This window comes from Erysipelotrichaceae bacterium 66202529 (assembly GCA_017161075.1).
Classification (GTDB): Bacteria; Bacillota_I; Bacilli_A; order Erysipelotrichales; family Erysipelotrichaceae; genus Clostridium_AQ.
In genome coordinates, this window is record CP046174.1 from 3,276,723 (window position 1) to 3,295,547 (window position 18,825).

At 42.1% G+C, this 18,825-nt stretch carries 14 protein-coding genes, 1 tRNA gene and 1 pseudogene; 9 read left to right on the forward strand and 7 right to left on the reverse strand.

The window, feature by feature from the left end:
* Nucleotides 1–232: 232 nt before the first annotated feature.
* Nucleotides 233–1,297: a flippase-like domain-containing protein gene (locus GKZ87_15495; GenBank protein QSI26788.1), complete on the reverse strand. Its 1,065-nt coding sequence runs from the start codon at nt 1,295–1,297 to the stop codon at nt 233–235.
* A 261-nt stretch (nt 1,298–1,558) separates the two neighbouring features.
* Here GKZ87_15495 and GKZ87_15500 point away from each other — a divergent pair, with 261 nt between their 5' ends.
* The 6 genes from GKZ87_15500 (at nt 1,559) to GKZ87_15525 (ending at nt 7,822) form a co-directional block, all read left to right on the forward strand.
* Nucleotides 1,559–2,800, forward strand: a complete 1,242-nt coding sequence (locus GKZ87_15500; GenBank protein ID QSI26789.1) for an XRE family transcriptional regulator — start codon at nt 1,559–1,561, stop codon at nt 2,798–2,800.
* Between the two features lie 114 nt (nt 2,801–2,914).
* Complete coding sequence (locus GKZ87_15505; GenBank protein QSI26790.1) at nt 2,915–3,682, forward strand: methyltransferase domain-containing protein; 768 nt, start codon at nt 2,915–2,917, stop codon at nt 3,680–3,682.
* A gap of 253 nt (nt 3,683–3,935) precedes the next feature.
* Nucleotides 3,936–5,060 carry a diguanylate cyclase gene (locus GKZ87_15510; protein ID QSI26791.1) on the forward strand — a complete coding sequence of 375 codons (1,125 nt, stop codon included), beginning with the start codon at nt 3,936–3,938 and terminating at the stop codon, nt 5,058–5,060.
* Between the two features lie 711 nt (nt 5,061–5,771).
* Nucleotides 5,772–5,845: transfer RNA gene (locus GKZ87_15515), tRNA-Trp, on the forward strand.
* Nucleotides 5,846–6,383: 538 nt separating this feature from the next.
* Complete coding sequence (locus tag GKZ87_15520) at nt 6,384–6,767, forward strand: hypothetical protein (protein ID QSI26792.1); 384 nt, start codon at nt 6,384–6,386, stop codon at nt 6,765–6,767.
* A gap of 233 nt (nt 6,768–7,000) precedes the next feature.
* Nucleotides 7,001–7,822: a formamidopyrimidine-DNA glycosylase gene (locus GKZ87_15525; protein ID QSI26793.1), complete on the forward strand. Its 822-nt coding sequence runs from the start codon at nt 7,001–7,003 to the stop codon at nt 7,820–7,822.
* Between the two features lie 484 nt (nt 7,823–8,306).
* Here GKZ87_15525 and GKZ87_15530 read toward each other — a convergent pair whose 3' ends face one another.
* The 6 genes and pseudogenes from GKZ87_15530 to GKZ87_15555 all read right to left on the reverse strand — a co-directional run bounded on the left by GKZ87_15530 (nt 8,307) and on the right by GKZ87_15555 (nt 12,780).
* Nucleotides 8,307–8,774, reverse strand: a complete 468-nt coding sequence (locus GKZ87_15530) for a low molecular weight phosphotyrosine protein phosphatase (GenBank protein QSI26794.1) — start codon at nt 8,772–8,774, stop codon at nt 8,307–8,309.
* A gap of 220 nt (nt 8,775–8,994) precedes the next feature.
* Nucleotides 8,995–9,303 carry a hypothetical protein gene (locus GKZ87_15535; GenBank protein ID QSI26795.1) on the reverse strand — a complete coding sequence of 103 codons (309 nt, stop codon included), beginning with the start codon at nt 9,301–9,303 and terminating at the stop codon, nt 8,995–8,997.
* A gap of 149 nt (nt 9,304–9,452) precedes the next feature.
* Complete coding sequence (locus GKZ87_15540) at nt 9,453–9,686, reverse strand: hypothetical protein (protein ID QSI26796.1); 234 nt, start codon at nt 9,684–9,686, stop codon at nt 9,453–9,455.
* 224 nt (nt 9,687–9,910) lie between these two features.
* On the reverse strand, nt 9,911–11,536 hold the full coding sequence (locus GKZ87_15545; GenBank protein QSI26797.1) for an ATP-binding cassette domain-containing protein: 1,626 nt from the start codon (nt 11,534–11,536) through the stop codon (nt 9,911–9,913).
* A 469-nt stretch (nt 11,537–12,005) separates the two neighbouring features.
* Nucleotides 12,006–12,168, reverse strand: a pseudogene (locus GKZ87_15550) (ATPase).
* A 201-nt stretch (nt 12,169–12,369) separates the two neighbouring features.
* Nucleotides 12,370–12,780, reverse strand: coding sequence for a hypothetical protein (locus tag GKZ87_15555; GenBank protein ID QSI26798.1), 411 nt, complete (start codon nt 12,778–12,780; stop codon nt 12,370–12,372).
* A 180-nt stretch (nt 12,781–12,960) separates the two neighbouring features.
* Between GKZ87_15555 and GKZ87_15560 the strand changes: the two genes are divergently transcribed.
* The 3 genes from GKZ87_15560 to pyrR all read left to right on the forward strand — a co-directional run bounded on the left by GKZ87_15560 (nt 12,961) and on the right by pyrR (nt 18,818).
* Nucleotides 12,961–16,194 carry a calcium-binding protein gene (locus GKZ87_15560; protein ID QSI26799.1) on the forward strand — a complete coding sequence of 1,078 codons (3,234 nt, stop codon included), beginning with the start codon at nt 12,961–12,963 and terminating at the stop codon, nt 16,192–16,194.
* A 590-nt stretch (nt 16,195–16,784) separates the two neighbouring features.
* Entirely contained in the window at nt 16,785–18,278 is a 1,494-nt protein-coding gene (locus GKZ87_15565) for a hypothetical protein (GenBank protein ID QSI26800.1), read from the forward strand.
* Nucleotides 18,279–18,302: 24 nt separating this feature from the next.
* On the forward strand, nt 18,303–18,818 hold the full coding sequence (gene pyrR, locus GKZ87_15570; GenBank protein QSI26801.1) for a bifunctional pyr operon transcriptional regulator/uracil phosphoribosyltransferase PyrR: 516 nt from the start codon (nt 18,303–18,305) through the stop codon (nt 18,816–18,818).
* Nucleotides 18,819–18,825 lie beyond the last annotated feature (7 nt).

Consider the following 18,825-nt stretch of genomic DNA (forward strand, 5'->3'; position numbering starts at 1 on the left):
CATTCACTGCATTATTTCTGCCTTTATACATTGGAATAGACCTGCCTTCCAGTATCAACCTGCACTCGTATACGGATTTAGATTCTGCGCATGTACAAGAGCTGCTGTCACATATGTTTGTCCTATCCCGCATATGGTTAAAGATATCCAGCAGATGGTATTTTTATTCTTTTGCAGCTACAATAGAGGCGTACATGCAGCCTGTTGTTTATCGCTTTTTATACGAATATGTTTACGTTTTTATATTCACTTCGGCAGGACTAGTCTCCTTATCAGAAGGAGATCGCTCTGCGGATTTTACATACAGAAAGATACTTCCACCGATAAGTATCTGTATATGATAGGTTGCCACCCTCCATAGTATCATAACACTGCTTGCATCCGTTCTGCCAAACAGTACAGCAAAAATCAGAATAAAGGCACTTTCCGTCCATCCGGTATCTCCGGGCAGTGGTGTTAAGGCATTCAGCATATGAATACAGGCTGACATCAGCAAAACATTGATCAGATCCGATAATGCCAGCGGTACCTGCAATGCGATTGCAGCTATAAAGGGAATCGCATAAAAAATCGTCATACGCAGAAAATTCAGAAGAACAGCCTCTACAATCATACGTCCATCCTGCTTCAGCTTTTTGATTTCCTCATTGAAATACAAAATCTGACCTTGCCATTTTTCCAGCGTATATGCCTTATTCTTTACGATATGAAAACGATAGCCGATCGTTACGATACCGCGGCTTATTTTTACATAGAGCCTTGGAAATCTGGCCATCGTCCATAAAATAAGAATGACAGAGGCATTGATCGCAAAGCCAAGCAGAACAAGGAAGAAATAAAACTGAAAATGCTTTAGGGCATACGTAAAACGAAGCAGAAGCAAAACGGATACGTATACCAGAACAGTGCTTTGATACAGAAAAAAATCTTTCCAGAGAATGCTTGCAATATCACTGTATTGCAAATGCAGCTTGCGAAACGCATAGGTCTGCGCTACCTGTCCTCCGCCCAGCGGTGTAACACCATTAAAAAAGGCAGCGATATATGCATTGTGAATACCATCCCGTATGCGGATATCCGCCTTATATGGCCGTGCAATCCGATATAGTACAATTCCCTGAAGCAGATAATATAAAGTTCCCAAACCGATCAGGACAACGATCCAATACCAGGATATATGGGATATATTATATAGAACCTCCTCACAATCGTCCTTTAAAGCAAACCAGCAGGCAAAGGCAGTAAGGGACAAAAGCAGCAGAATCTGAAGGATTCTCTTTCTCAATGTAGTCTGCATGAAACACCCCGCTCTCTCAACTGACAGTAAGTATATCAGGTAAATCTTAACTTTCTCTAAATATTTTCATATCATTCCTCAAACACTGTTCCCACCAATTTTCTATTCAAAGTGATGCTTCCCTGTAAGGACAGCTCTATAGATATCCCAATAAAACTAAATGAAAGCTGTCTGTTTTTATCAAAATGAAAAAGAAGATATGATATAATGCACTTACCTGCAAAACCGGAATATAGAAATCAAATGAAGGGAGGTAATGCTATGCTGCTGGATATTTGTAAGACGCACAGGAAACGCTATGGATGCCTGATTCGCCAGAAAAGGCTGCAATCGGGCTATACGCAAAAGGAGCTGATCGAAGAGCTTCACCATGCAGTTTCCTTGCGCAGCTATATCGCGATGGAAAATGGAAAAATCTTACAGGATATGGAGCTGTATGATCAGATATTTGCTCAGCTTGATCTTCATTATAATTATACATGTGATCCTGATCCCCTGCTGAACCCTGTACTGGAAGAGCTATTCCGTGCCTGGAATGCCTATGAAGATACAGCTTGTATCACCTGTTTGGAAGAGCTGCTGCGTCTGCTTGCCCCTTACAGGCAATACAGCTGGGAAGCCATCCTGTATGACAGTATTCTTATCCTGCTTGAGGCTGTTAAGGAAGACAGATTGCTTACACAATCAGAATACGCCTGGTTTATGCAGTATCGCAGCATATATCCGTTAAAGCTGCAATCTGTGCTCGCCACCATATTGTACCAGTATCAATATCAGCTGCCTCATGATCAAAAGCAGCTGCGAGAGCTGCTTCATCTCTTCCCCATGCTCGCTCATCCGGACGGTGTCAGAAATTGTATCACCTATGCACTGCATCAGACCAATCTGGAGCATAATGATTTGCCTGCCTGGCAGCAGCTGCAGAAGTACAGAAAGCAGGAGGAAAACAGCGGAAACTGGACAGCCTTGTTTGATCTGTATCACTGGCTTTGCCTGATTAGTGCCCGGATCCATGTGCCAGCCTTTGAAGGTCTGCATATGACCTGTGAACGACTGCTGCAAAACCATGCAATTCAAGAGGAACGCAAGCTTACATACTATTTCAATCTGTCCGGCGTTTATCATACGGCAAAGGATTATGCAAAGGAGGAGCACTATCTTCAGCTGTTTCTTGCGGAGCGTAAAAAACAGCTTCTTCCGTTTCTATTCTGGTATATTCACAATCAGCGGCTGCAAAAGAAATGCATCGATTCTCTGTTATCCCACACCTACGATGTCCAAGATTGCAGCGAGCGCTTACAGATTTTATGGGGATTTTACGAGCGGCTGCCTCATACCGATGCAAAAGCTGCACAGAGCTATATCATGAAAGAATGTCTGCCTCTGCTGTCTGAACTCGCTTTAGAGTTTCAGCTTGTCTTTCTGCATGAATTGCAACTGCTAATCACAAGGACGAGGAATTATAAGGACCTTCATATTTATATGGAACAACTGCATCTGTAATTGCACCTGTCCTTTTTTCCGATATCTAAGCAGCTGTTTTCCAATCAAACTGCAGATTTCCAATTTCCTTCCCTGTTTTCCGTTATACTGATGGAAAGGAAAGGAGATAGGATAATGAATTTACAAGAATTGTATGAGGACTTTCATGAGGAAACAAGACTGTTTCAGGGCTATGCAAGTCAGGTGGAATATCTGACTACGATGCAGTATATTCATATGTATGCAAAAAGACCGGCACGTATTCTGGAGCTTGGTGCAGGCTGCGGTGCTTATTCTCTGGCGCTGGCAAAAGAGGGCTTCTGCGTAACCGCAGTGGAACCGGTGGATAGACATGTGGAGCTACTGAAAGCCGGAAAAACTGCAACTATGGATTTTACAATTCTGCAGAGTGATGCAGCACATCTGCCGGATGATTGGACAGACACCTTTGATATGGTGCTTTGCTTAGGCCCCTTGTACCATTTGAAGGAGAAGGAGCAGCAGCTGCAGGCAATAGCATCTGCATGCCGTGTCTGCCGCAAAGGAGGCATCCTGCTGTTTGCCTATATTCCACACGATATGGTTCTGGCATCCGAAGCCATGCATGTGGAGGGCTTTCTTACAGGTGATGCATTCGATCATGAAACCCTGCAGCTGCACAATGATCCGTTTGTCTTTCATGATGAGCAACATATTGAGGAGCTGTTTCAGCCATTTCCGTTAATCAAAAAGAAGCATATCGCCGCAGATGGTCTTGCGGAGCTGATGAGTGAGCGAATCAACCGTTTTACAGCTGCGGAATTTGCAGTGTGGATGCGTTATCATTTAAAGACCTGTGAAAAACCATCCTTTTTGGGACATAGCAATCACAATCTGTTTATCACTGAAAAAAAGGATCAGTAGCTATAGGTAATTATATTATGCATTGATATTATGAAAGTACAGAGATATTCTTCACATATATCTCTATTCACAGCATTCAGAGAACAGAAATATACAGTGCTTATGATACAATACCGATATTTTCTGCTCTCTACTTTTTGTTTACTGCTGTATGGAAGCAGGAAATCCTACAGGTATAAAAAACTCATGGTTTTCGATCTCTTTTTCATGTATAATGGATACGTTAGTATAGGAAAAGGGGCGGTGACACGATATGCAGTACAAAGATAACAAACTGCTGTATGAACAGTTTCGCCGCAAAATTGAAGCATCTGCCTGGATTCTTCTGCTGCTGATTTTTCTTCTTGAGTCAATCATCGGTATTATCTGGGCATGCAATGGCTGGATCATCGAGGGGGATGACCCGCTTTCCTACAGTGTGAAGTATATTGTACTCCCCACACTTGTGAATCTGATTGCCGTAAGTCTTTATCATTATACCGAATATCATACGGGTATCTCCTCATCCAGTAAAAATGCTTTACTCATCATGACGTTCACAATTATGTGCCTGACAATTGCCGTTGTACATAATGCAGTACGCATTGCATCGGTGAGCTTTGTTCTCCCGATTTTTCTAAGCGCAATCTTCGCGGACTTCAAAGTAACCCGAAAAGCATTTTTCCTGAACAGCTGCTGTTATCTGAGCTGTATGCTTCTCAGCTATGCCCTGGCACAGCCGCAAAGCCGTCTTTTTCTGATACTTGATATGATTGCAGGAGCGATTCTGATGGTTGCTGCATATCTGATTACCCGCAGTATTTTGCAATATGAACAAAAGGTAAGGTGCAGACTAATTTCTTATAATGAGGAACAGGCTCTGTTAATTGAACGACTCCGCATGGATGCACTGACTATGCTGTATAATCATAATGCCTTTTACAGAATACTGGAGGATGCTATCGAACAGGGAAAAGCGCATGATCAAAAGCCTGTTCTTGCAATGCTGGATATCGATAATTTCAAAACTATTAACGATACCTATGGTCATACATGCGGAGACTGTGTTTTACGGAAGCTGGCAGCCATTATGAAAGAGCAAGAAGCGGACAATATCATTTCTGCACGTTATGGCGGTGAGGAATTTTGTATATTATTTACAGACTGCAGTATAAAAGAAGCAGAGCAGCTAATGAACATTCTGCGGCAAAGCTTTGAAAATCTGAAAATTGATGAAATCAACGGGCATCAGGTTACCTTCAGTGCAGGGCTTGCAGTCTATGAGGAAGCATTTGATAGTCCGACTGCAATGATCAATGCAGCAGATAAAGCATTATACGAGGCCAAGCGAAACGGTAAAAACCGAGTGATTGTCAGCAGGGCTGATATGTATACATAGGTCTTTAATCATCAGTATAAAGCTCAATATCCTAGTCACGCAGGACTGATTCCATATCTGCATTATCATGCTGTCTGACTGTGCGATTTGCAGGTTTTACGTATCGTATAGAAATCATGTGGAAGAAACATCCTCTTCTTTCTGACTGTTCTTCCTTCACCGTTTTACACAGAGGATTGAGCGCTGAAGCATACTATATTTTTCTTTTTCAAGCATATGCACAGGAGCTTCTCCACATTATAGGTAAGGTATGGTTGCTTTTTAGAAATACAGGTCATATTTTATGTTAAATGCATAAAAAAAGCCGCTCTTTGGATGTTAAGAGCAGCACCATCGGGAGTTAATAGAGAAGATTGATGGCAATGCTATTGTATCACTTTTTATTTTTTCTGCAAACCTATATGCTCACACCCTTCCTTTTCAGGATAATACCACACCTTGTATTTTGGTAAATCACATGGGTATACGAATGCAGGTGGTTAAGATAATAAGTCATGTATAGTTGTTTGTATGATGATGTTTACAGAGAAGAAAAAGGAGTGATGTTTTTACATCTGATCGCATGATATAGAAGTAGGTTAAAATGACATACTGCAAATGTATTTTTATTTACGGATATATATTTACAAGGATGGCTGCTCCTTCATTTTTTGAAATTTTCTTATTGCCATACGTTCAATTTTATGATAATATAATAAAGCGTTAAAACCTAGGGGTATAGTACAATGGTAGTATAACGGTCTCCAAAACCGCTGATGGGAGTTCGATCCTCTCTACCCCTGCCATAAAGTCGTTTAAGCCTTTAAATAAAGGCTTTTTTTGTATTCAAATTCAGTAATCCCAAAAATATCTTGAAATATCGGTTTCTTTTATTAAATAGACTACTTAAACAAGAGCTATTGCATAAGGTGATAATTATATCCTGTGTCAAATGATGGATATCATATCGTCAGTAAAATCTCTAATCATTTTTGAAGAAGGCTTTAGTACCATTCATTATAAACCGCTATAATATGTAAAACTGTTCTGTATGAAGGTACAAGAAAAGGATTCATAAAACTGAAAGAGCGTCTGTGATTTTTCGTTTATTTTTTTTAACTGATGGCAGAAAGAATCTGATGCATACATACAGAGTATTTAATTTTTACCCGTAATGTGTAGGCAATAATAATAGATGCTACCTCATAATTCCAAATGGAAACCAGACAGCATGAATACCGAATATTGTAATATAGAGGTCAAATATAAATCCTGAAAGGAATATCAGCTCTTTTCATAAACAATGCAATTCACATCGCATATTTTATAATGGAGGTGAGAAAATTGACAGGTACATTAACAATTGAAACGCTGGAAGCGAATGGCTCTCCTGTTGAACAGGCAGTTATAAGCGTTTATGAGAGAACGGAGGATTCTTCTTCATTTATCATGAGCTGTTATACCGATGAAACAGGACAAAGCGAGCCTATCCCTCTTCCTGCTCCAGACAGCATACACTCCATGCATAGCGATCCGCAAGTATGTCCATATGCGCAATATGATGTACATGTTACGAAAGAGGATTATGATAAAGAAGTAATCAACGGTGTGCAGATATTTTCTGACACACATTCTGCTTTGACCGTTATTATGCAATGCTGTAATGGCAGGCCCCCTAAGACTAACACGATCGATATAAGTCCTCACGATTTATACGATACTAGATAAGCAGTGAAAGCACTCTGCCCGTGAAAAAGGAGTAGAGTGTTTTTCTTATATTGAATTTTATGTAACAACTGTCATGTAACTACCCTATGTTATAACGGATTCTGGCTGATATATAGAAGTGCCCACAGTAAACTTTTCATCCTTTTTGGCATTTTATGCTGTTTTACTGTATTCTGCAGCTTATTGATAGGCAGAACCTGAAATTTCTGATACAATGCAGACAGGTGATATATATGATTGAACTGCCGGAGGCAAGGACCATTGCAAAGGATTTACGAAAATGCTGTATCGGAAAAACCATCCAGAGCATATCTGGAAACTTTACCGATCACAAATTTACATTTTATTACGGCGACCCGGATACTTATCATGAGCTGTTGAAGGGAAGAAGCATAACAGCAATCATAGACCGCAATTTTTATGTTGAACTGGAAATTGAGGATTTTGTGCTTGTTTTTCGGGATGGTGCTAATATACGATGGTATACCCAGCCAAGAGCCTTCAAAAAAAGCAAGCTTCTGCTTACCTTTACAGATGGAAGCTGTCTGAATATCACAACCTCTATGTATGCGGTAATCAGCGTGTTCTCAAAGGCAGTGGGCTGGCAGGATACATATTATACAAAAGAGCTTCATAGCTTGTCCCCGTTAGATCCAAGCTTCACCCTCGATACCTTTTTAAATGAAATAAATGAGGAAACTGAAAAACTGAGTATCAAAGCCTTTTTAACAACACAGCAACGCTTCAGCGGTATTGGTAATGGTGTATGTCAGGATATTCTATTTCATGCCGGTCTGCATCCAAAACGAAAAGTACACACATTAACTGGTGATGAGCGAAGCTCTTTATTTCTTTCTATAAAGCATACATTGCAGAGAATGGTGGATGATGGAGGCAGGGATACAGAAAAGACCATATTTAATGAAAAGGGCGGTTATCATACCATCATGTCATCCAGGCACTTTTTAGAAGGCTGTCCAAAATGCGGCGGCACTATTCAAAAGGAGCAGTATATGGGAGGCAGTATTTATTATTGTCCAAGCTGCCAGAAATAGAGTCCTCCTGTAAGCTATACAGCTATAAAAGGATGCTTATCGATTTGGTTTATACAATTCCATAAATTGAATGCTTTTCACCTTTTAATGTGTGAAATATTTGCGTAGGTATGGGAATAGAAATTATATGCAGATTTTTCATAATACAGCACTCTTATCACTCATAAAAATAAGTATTTCAATCATCAGCTTGATAAATATATGTTAAAAAAACCACAGATATCTGACAGAAAGGAATCGATGGTTTTTTATTTATATATCAAATTATAAAATATATAGCAAATGCCTCAGATGCTGATCTGACATATGGTTTGTGACTGTATCCACAAGAAATCTTAACCAGGGGCAGCTTTTGTTACAGCTTCTATTATGCTTTAAAAGAATCTTATTCCCGTATCATCTTTCCAGAAGCTTGTCCTTTTTTATACTAGCGGATAGTAGAATCCTGGTATGTAACCTACCCTTTTATATTCTGGGTTATGCGTTATTTCAAGCAGCCTTCTTTTTTCAAATATTCCAGAAAGCCTCTGCAGCCCTCTGTTACATCCCGAAAAGTATCGTCAAAATTACCAGTATACCAGGGATCAGCAATAGCTCCGGGGCGATTTGTGAAATCAAGCAGAAGATACAGCTTATGTTCACGATCCCCATGTAGAATACGTTCCATGTTTCTCATATTCGCATCATCCATACCGATTAGATAATCATATGCTTTATAATCTTCTTTCTGTAGCTGAACGGCCCTGTGATCACCAACCGGTATACCTTCGTCTTTTAGTTTGCGACGGGTTCCATAATGTACACCGTTCCCGATTTCCTCCCGGCTTGTACCAGCAGATGAAATATAAAATTGCTGCTGCAAGCCTTCTTTTTTCACGAGATCTTTCATAACGTATTCCGCCATTGTGGAACGGCATATGTTGCCGTGGCATATAAATAATATCCTAATCATTTACCTAAATCTCCTTATATCATCATATCCTTTATACAAAGAATACAAATTCGTATTACTGCTTTATACAATTGCGCATATTCCTTACACACGATCAAGACTATTCCAGGATACCTTGTACGACCATTACTTGCCCTCAGTTTACAATGCTTCCTGCTTTTAATAAGCCTCTGAAGTCATAAGCAGCCATTGCCTAGCACATATTCCCTATGCGGTGAACTCATTCATAAATCCGAAAATCAAACCCATCCTCCGGCTCACCAATCGGATATCCCAGAATTTTCTCCGCTTTGTTCTTGAAATCCGCAAACCAGTCATCCCATTCCTGTTGTGGCAGTTCAGCATAAAACTGTAATCCGCTAGCCTCCAGCGACGCCTCAATCAGTTTTCCATCATAGCCGTACCATTGCGGACATCCATCCGTAAACCCTCTGTAATGCGGCAGCTGCGCAAACATCTCCACAAGCGCATTCCAGAGATTCTCAGGTATTGAATAATGTATGTTCAGATTATGATTATGTATATCCATGTATGCTTCTCCTTGTTAACATTTTATTTTGATAAACACAGCCTGTTTCCATTTAACTCTACGCTGCTATAATCTTACGCACATCGCAAAGCTCACATATTTGTATTCCCGCTGCTGCCATAAGAAATGCAATCGATTTGCTTTCCCTATCACTTCACTGCTTTAATATGCCGCAGGATTGGCAAAGCATTCACCTTCGTAATGTAAATGAGCTTCCTGTAATTTTCTCTCTCATGTAGTGTCTGTTTCATCCTGGCTATGAACAATGAAAGCTCCTGAATCCAGCACCTAATTGTCCTGGACACTGATGCTTTCTGCAAAATATTTTGAAGCAATGATGCATAACTGCACCCATCATCCTCTATGCCTTTTCCATTGTTCATAATGCTTTGACTCCTGGATATCACTATCCTCACAGAATTTATCCTCATGCACACGATTTCCCCTGCATGAGTTTTTATATAACGCATGGTGCTGAAACAAATCCACACGTCTTATAAGCAATCGTAACAATGAAACCTCACGCTTTTGCATATTGTACATGTTCTGCTGTTTCCCTGTTACCTGTCCATGGTATCATGAAATGCTGTGATTGACAAATCCCTTTCTACAGATTTTTCAGTTTTTCCATGATTTCATCGTATTCCTGCTCCAGTACCTCTTTATCTCCTTGATTCTGCAGTAGACGATTCACCACCTCACTCCTGCGCATATCCAGAATCATCCGCCTTGTTTCCCTTTCGCGTTCATAGTCCTTTTTTCCCTTATCCGCTTTGTTTACACGCTCCTGTGGCAGATAGAGTGTTCCGCCCTGAAGTTTCCATACCTCAGTTGCGACATCCCGGATAAAGGCAGCATCATGTGATACAAACAATACACTGCCTTCATAATTTTGTAGCAGCTTTGTCATACAGCGTATGGATGGAAGGTCAAGATAATTCGTCGGCTCATCCAGTAAAAGCAGATTACAAGCACTTACCATCAGCTTGGCAAAGCTTAACCGCATCCGTTCGCCGCCACTCAAAAACGCAACCCGTTTGCTTAAATCCTGCTGCCGAAACAACAGGCGATCCAGTATTCCCCGGATAACTGCATCCCCCTGTACACTGTCTGCAGCCGCATTTTCATACACCGTCTTATCCTCCTGCAGATTTTCAAATTGCTGAAACAGCTGTCCGATTTTAACACGGGGTGCTTTCCATACTGCGTCATTCCCCTCTGCAATCGCATGAAGCAACGTGGTTTTCCCGCTGCCATTCTCCCCAACCAAAGCTACTCTGCTATGATTTTTCATAAAGAAATGAATATCTTTCAGCACACAGTGATCGCCATATGAAACACGCAGCCTCTGTGCTTTTAACAGCCATTTCCCCTGCGGCAGATCCATCGCCTGCAGGTTCATACGAATCGCTTCCTGCTCATCAACAGGCTTCACCTTTTCCAGCTGGTCAATACGTGTGGCTATCGCATCCGCCTGGCGATGCAACGCCTTATAAATACCATCCTTTGACTTTCGCAAAGCCACCTTTCCTCGCATTTTTTGTTCACTGCTGGAAATCCCCCGCGGCTTTCTTGCCGCCTTATCAGCCTGTCTGATTTTCCGCTCATATGCATCCTGCAGCTTACGGCGTTGTTTCTCAACCGTCTCATAGCGGTGCTGCTGACTTCTTCTAAGCGCCTCCTTTTGTCGAAGATAGCTTTCATAATTTCCATCATACACATGCAGGGTACCATATGAAAGCTCAATGATCTGATTACATACATCCTGAAGAAGTGTTTGGTCATGTGTAACAAGCACAAAGGTATCCATTGTCTGCAGCAGCTGCTTAACATAGGCTATCCCCTTTTGATCCAGATTACTCGTTGGTTCATCCAGCAGAAAAAGATGACAATTTTTACTCAATGCCTCTGATAAACGAAGTCTCTGCCGCTCTCCGCCACTAAACTGCTCCTGTTCAAGCAGATGGGCAACTGATAATTCACGTAATTTCCTACCATCACCATACACCGTATCCTGGGACAGCTGTGCAAAGTAGGAGAGCGTACAAAACCGCTTCAAGCATCCTTCCTCCGGTATACAGCTGCCCTCCAGAATACGTAGAAGCGTCGTTTTTCCACTTCCATTAGCACCAATCAGACCAATTCGCTGGCCCTGGTGGAGCTGCCACAGCGGTATCCTGAACAGCTCCCTGTCATCAAATCTCTTTACTATTTGCTGTAATTCAAGCAGCATTATGATTCCTCCCTTATAGCGGGTGGATTACCATATATAAAAATCTATGCTCCTGCTTCTGCTATATAGGATACAGCAGGCATTATAAAAGGAACAAAATGATAAAAACACAATGATAATTCCATTACAATCCGCAAAACAATACATACACAAGGGTATGCTAAACGTTTTATCCGATACTGTTTATGAAATTATCTAATTCTCATCGCTTCTGTTCCTCAATCTTTCTTCTTATAGCTTTATTATACGGCATGTTTTCAATTCGTCAAGTCCGTATTTGATTGCTTCTGCTCTATGCTGACTATTTTCTTTATCGCAAGCCCTGCTCCTAGTCAAGTCATAGTTTTTCCTATTAGATACGTATGCAGCTTACCTCAGTATTACAACAACTATGTCTTACCGCCTGTCACACGGAAAACGGCATGATGCTGTAGCGTATTCTTTGAATCATATCCGGATTCTTTACTGGAAGAAAATCCGCCAGATGAATGATTTTTACGTTATTGAGATTACCTGCCGCATGCTCGTCAAGCATAACAACATATTTTAGATACTGGTCTTTAATCTCAAGGAGATTGGCGAACCGCTCAATCTGATTCCTTCGGCAGTCTGCAGCACACTTGAACATATATACACATTATGCCATACTGCGTAAAGGAAAATGAATATATATCGACTGTATAAAACGCATCTGCCTGCTGCCGTAAGCCTTGCTTTGATGTGGTTTTCACGAGTTGCGTTAGGACCATTCGCACCAATTATACCTACTTTATACCGGATAAAATTTCCGTGTTTTCCCCTTCTTAGACGATACGCCGTTTCCTGCACAAGAATCACTCATGCTTCTTGATCCATGCAGTAAAAGCCTCTGCACAGCTTCTGTAATCAGAAGCTGAAAACCGGTCTGACACAGCTCCCTTTTTTAGGTAGTAAATGCCCGGAGTCGCATAGAAATCAGGAAACAGCTCCTTTACAATTCCCTCTTGCTGTGCTGCCTCCTCCAGCTTTACGACATAAAGAATCGTATCCTGTGATGGCTCCCATGTGGAAAGCATCGTCTTAAAATCCTTGCAGGAGAAACACATGGATTGCGTAAGGACAACCACAAAGCTTTGCTTCTCCTTAACCATGGCTGCCACATCATATATCGTAACCTCTTTTACCTCTGCCTTAGCTCTGTGTGCCTGACAGCCGCAGCACAAAGCAAGCAAAAAAACTGTCAGCCATCTGTATCGTAAACGCATAGCACCGCCTCCTGTTCTTCATTTTTCCATAAACCAAAGCCCTGCGCAAGCACAGACCGATATCCTTAACAGACTCTTTACAGTACCTTTTCCTGTCTTTTATAGAAAAACATTTCATATACAAGGTCAAATTACTTGAAAAAGATGGTACAATAATAAGATGAAAGCAGGGGTGTATGTATGGAGTTTACGAATGCACAGATCCGGGATTTCGCCGGAAGTGATGAACAATATGAAAACGCAAAAAGGCTGGTAGAGGAACAAAGAATCGTCTCTCTGGATATTGATGATTTTACATCCAATGAGATTATTATGGTCAACGCTACGATCAAAGATGGAAAGGACTATAGGGAAGTCAATATGTCCATTGATAAGGATGATGTAACCGTGCGCGCACATTTATGCAGCTGTCCGCAGCATGGAAAAAACACATTGTCCTGTGTACATTGTACCGCTGTTTTAATAAAGCTGAATGAGGAGCATGAAAAGAAGCAGAAGGAAGCAGATGCCCAGATACCCGCACAGGAGCATGACAGCTATGCGATTGCCCTCATGAATGCTTATGAGGAACAGATTATTTATTCCTCCTTGGCAATGAATCTGAAGCAGTCGATACATATCGAGCCGGTGCTGGAGATACGGCAGCGTACTATTTTGGCTCTGACCCTGAAGGTTGGAAATGCAAAGCGCTATATCGTAAAGGATATTGCCCAATTTTTGGATGATATCCGTCATAATGTGAAAAAGAGCTATGGCAAGGAGCTTGAATTTCTGCATAACCGTTTGAGCTTTGATGAAGAAAGCCAAAAGCTGATTGATTTCATGCTGCATCATGAGCATGACGTCCTTTATTTTCAAAACAGACATGCATTGGCACGCTGTCCGCAGGCACGGAATATGTGTATGACACCGGATGCACTGGATGAATTTTACAGCCTGTACGCCGGAGAGGATGTCATGCACCGGATGAAGGAAAAAATGTTGATCAATATGCGCTTTACAGACGAGAATCCGCAGCTGCACATGGAGGTGAAAAAGCTGGAGGATACCTCCTACGAAATTGCCCTGAGCACTTTGAATTATCGGCTCTTTGAAGGACGCAATCACCTGTATGTACTGATGGATCACATATTGTACCGCTGTGATGAGGCCTACACAAAAACCTGCAGCCGTCTGCTTACGACTTGTCTGGAAAAGAAAAAGCCGCTGGTTCTGAGTAAAGAGCTGATGCCGACCTTTTATAATAATGTGATTATGAATACACGCAAACACATTCCCTTGCACGGAGTGGATATTTCAGAATTTGCTCCGCTGCCGCTGGAATGCAGACTATATATTGATATGCCCAAGCATAATGTCATTTCCGCACGGCTGATGTACTGCTATGGAAATGAGGAATACAACGCTTTCAGTACAAGTGCCCTTTCCACCTCCAGAAACTTCAACGATGAAATTGCGGTCCGCCTTGTATTTACCCGCTATATGACCCGGATTGACGCCATGGAGGGAATCGCCTATATCGAGCATTCCCAGGATGCCATGTATGAATTTCTCAATCATGGTCTTGAGGAGCTGGGAACAACCTGTGAGGTATTTGCGACCGATAAATTCAAGAAGCTGCAAATCAAGGAAAGCGTCAATATCTCCATGGGTGTGCGCATTGAAAGCGATTTGCTGGAAATCAATTTTGACACCTATGATTTTCCTGTCAATGAGCTGCAGGATGTTCTGGCCTCCTATCGGATGAACAAGAAGTATTACCGCATGAAAAACGGCTCCTTTGTCAATATCGAGGACAGTGCTTTACAGGAGCTGAGTGCCATTCTTGATGGGATGCATGTAAGTGAAAAAGAAATGAACAGCGGTGTTATCAAGGTACCGAAATATCGTTCCCTGTATATTGACAACAGTCTGAAGGACAGTGAAATGATCAAGGTGGATCGAGATTCCTCCTTCAAGGATATCATCCGTGGAATCCGGAATGTAAAGGACAGTGATTTTGCTGTACCGCCGGCTTTGAAATCCATTTTACGTAACTATCAGAAGACCGGATTTCGCTGGATGAAAACCATGGCTGCCTATGGCTTCAGCGGTATCCTTGCGGATGATATGGGTATCGGTAAAACCCTGCAGGTCATCACTCTGCTGGAGGATGAAAAGCTGCATAACAGCGACTCCCTGTCTCTTGTCGTCTGTCCGTCCTCCCTTATTCTCAACTGGCAAAGTGAAATAGAGAAGTTTTCCAAAACTCTGACAAATATCATTATCAGCGGTACCAGTGATGAGCGAAGGGTGGCAATCATGCAATGCAGGGATTATGATGTCGTCATCACATCCTATGACTATTTGAAACGGGATATCGAAGCCTATGAGCAATTAAGCTTCCAGTATCAGATTATTGATGAAGCACAGTATATCAAAAACCATAACACCAAAAATGCGATCAGTGTCAAGCAGATTCATGCACAGCACCGCTTCGCCCTGACAGGTACACCGATTGAAAACTCACTCGCAGAGCTTTGGAGTATCTTTGATTTCCTCATGCCGGGATATCTGTATACCTATACGTATTTCAAAAAGCAGTACGAGCTGCCAATCGTCAAGGAAAACGATATGGGAATGCTGAAGGAGCTCAAGCGTATGGTGGAACCGTTTATACTGCGGCGTGTGAAAAAGGACGTACTCAAGGAGCTTCCGGAAAAGGTGGAGAACACCATGCTGATCGAGCTGGATGAGGAAACCAGAAAATTATATATGGCCAATGTATCCCTGATTCGCGATGATTTACATAAGAGCTTCAAGGAAAAGGGATTTGAAAACAGTAAAATCATGATTTTAAGTATGCTGACAAGACTTCGTCAGTTATGCTGTGATCCGCGTTTGCTGTATGAAAATTATAACGGTGTCGGTGCCAAAATCAGCGCCTGCATGGAATTTATTGAAAATTGCCGGGAATCCGGTAAGAAGGTTCTGCTGTTCTCCCAATTTACCTCTTTGCTATCCCTGCTGGAAAAAGAGCTTGTACGGCAGGATATCCCCTATTATTTATTAAAGGGAAGCACGCCAAAGCTGCAGCGTCAGCAGCTGGTTAACAGCTTTAACAGTGATGATACACCGGTCTTCCTGATTTCCTTAAAAGCAGGCGGTACCGGGTTGAATCTGACGAGTGCAGAGGTGGTCATCCACTTTGATCCATGGTGGAATGTATCCGCACAAAATCAGGCAACCGACCGGGCATACCGTATTGGTCAGCATAACAACGTTCAGGTAGTAAAGCTGATTGCCAAGGATACGATTGAAGAGAAAATCATGCAGCTGCAGAGCCTGAAGCAGGATCTGAGTGATTCTATTATTCACAATAACGAAGGCATAATCACAAGCATGAGCAAAGAGGAGCTGATGGATTTGTTCTAAGTAACCTTTTTATAACATTCATTCCTTAAAAATTATCCTTTGCGCTGTGTAAAAAGCTCAGAATATGAAGAAAAGCTATGATGCACATGCAAATCAAGTCTAAACAGCCTTCCATCGAAATAAAACACCTACCGGAAATAGCTATCCGCCTGTCGCTATATATCCATTCTATAACCATAGGGCACCTACTTTACCATCTCCCTGATTTTTAGAGTAATGAATTGCCGCATAAAAAATGGTGCCTTTCAGCGGTTTATGAAAATAAAACGTTAAAGAAGCGTTTCATACATAACCTGGCAGCTTCCGGTTACAGTATATTTGCACATTAAGATACAAATTTCACACGTTAAGGCACAGATAAGGAAAGACAGTACAAAAGGATTGATAAGCATTAAATATCCTAAATTGCACGATGCTCATATAACCAAATCTGAGAAGCCTCCTGTTAAAGACAGCCTGTTGCTTGTGCTATATGAACATGCAGATGTTTCACCAGGACGTTTTTTCAACAACACCGGAGAACACATTTGTTCTCCTTCTTTGTACTTTTTATGACAGCATTCGCATAGCTTACAAACAGGTGATCGTTCATGAAAAAAGAGCTTCTCTTTCCGCAGGACTGTGATGGAACACAGTATTTGCGCCGTCTTATTGACGCATATCCCTACGATATCGAAGAAACAAAAATTTTTGACCTGCTTACCACACAGCCTCACCCCAGTCCCTATCTTGTGGAATTTCTGATGTACGCAGCCTCACTCCCCAAGTTTCGATTATGCAGCTGTGAAGCAGCGCTGACGCCTTCCCTTGACAGCCTGTTTGAGAATATGAGTGCTCTGCGGCAAAAGGACAGCAGTCTATTGCATATGCAGCCCTTCAGCTTTGATGCCACACTGCAGTTGACCACATACGCACTCTCCCACCCCTATGCCCATCTTCCGCTGGAGCATATCCCGTTTATTTCCAAGGTTCAGCTCCACCATATACCGCTTTTTCACCAGCCGGATGCGTCAGATTTTCCAATCCTGCGTTCCTCCTCCTTTATCTACCGTGATATCAGTATGGATGCCAATGCTTTTTTTGCCATGAGCATTGCGATCGCTGATAAAAAGGGTATCGTCTATATCTCCCGTGACTGTGTACAGCTAGCCGTCTGTTTATCTGCGCTGTACCCGCTGATCCCGCCGGCGCTGAAGCAGGACTTTATTCTGATATTTGGCCTATCCTGTGGAAAGGAACAGGCAAGCTATTATTATGATGAAACCAATCAAATCACCATCGGTCTGGTCAGCGGTACGCAGCGAATGCATCACATACAATATCTAAAGGATATGCTGCAAACCCTATACAATACCATCTGTTTAAAAAAGCATGACCTTCCCGTACACGCCTCCATGCTGCAGCTGGATACACAAAAACAGCTGAAAGGACTCGTTTTCGCAGGTGAGAGCGGTACAGGAAAGAGTGAACTGCTATATGAATGCCTCCGCTTTTGTGAACAGGAAGCGCTTAGTGCACATGCGGTGTATGATGATCATGGAACATGGCATTATCTGGATGAGGAAATCGTCAGTACCGGCGGAGAAATCGGTGCTTTAAAAAATATCACGCATTCCCGTATCACAACAGTGTTCACCCAATATTCCAGCAGCCTCTTTCTACTGCAGGACAATCAGGAGCTGTACCAGATACTGCCCCTTGTCCCCCATGAACAGACACTGCAGTTTCATAAGGTTACACACGTATTTTATCTGGATAATGTCAGTGATGAGCATGGCTGGCGCAGACTGGATACACTGGATGAATGTCTGGACCTTTTCCGCAAGGGGCCCTGCCGCAGGCATGGACAGCTAATTTCCTCCTATTTCATAAACCCGCTGGGCTGTGCGCAAAACAAAAGGGTCTGCGATACCCTCATCCGTGACTTCTTCACAATACTTTATCTGCAGGATATCCCTGTGTATGTTCTGTACACAAAAGAAGCGGAAACCAACACTCTTCTATATGAGGAATATGCATCTGCCATTTTACGTGAAATCCTTGGAAATGATTGCGAAAACGAGGATGAACAGCTATACTTATAGTAGCTGCACGTCAGGAGGTAGTACATGGAAACAAAGGAAATCATAGACGCGCTTCAGGTAAAACGTTCTCTGGTTCGTATATCGCACGAAATCATTGAACATAATCGCGGTGTAGAGGATATTGTTCTCATCGGCATTAAGACAAGAGGAGAGATACTCGCCAATCGTCTGGCAGATATCATAGAGAATGTAGAGGCTGTAAAGGTTCCCTGCTTTGCATTGGATGTGTCTCATTGGAGAGATGATCGGGAGGAGCCTTATCCACTTCCCAAAAGCTCCCTGCCGGTAAAGGATAAAAAGGTGATCCTTGTCGATGATGTTCTCTTTAAGGGAAGAACGGTACGGGCTGCTATGGATGCCATTATGCACTATGGGAGAGCCAGAGAAATTCAGCTCGCTGTTCTTGTGGATCGCGGACATCGGGAGCTCCCCATCCGCGCTGATTATATAGGAAAAAACATTCCAAGCTCTCTGAGCGAGGTCATTCGTGTCAGAGTCAGTGAAATTGATGGCAACGACGGCGTTTATTTAAGCAAGTGAGGTAATG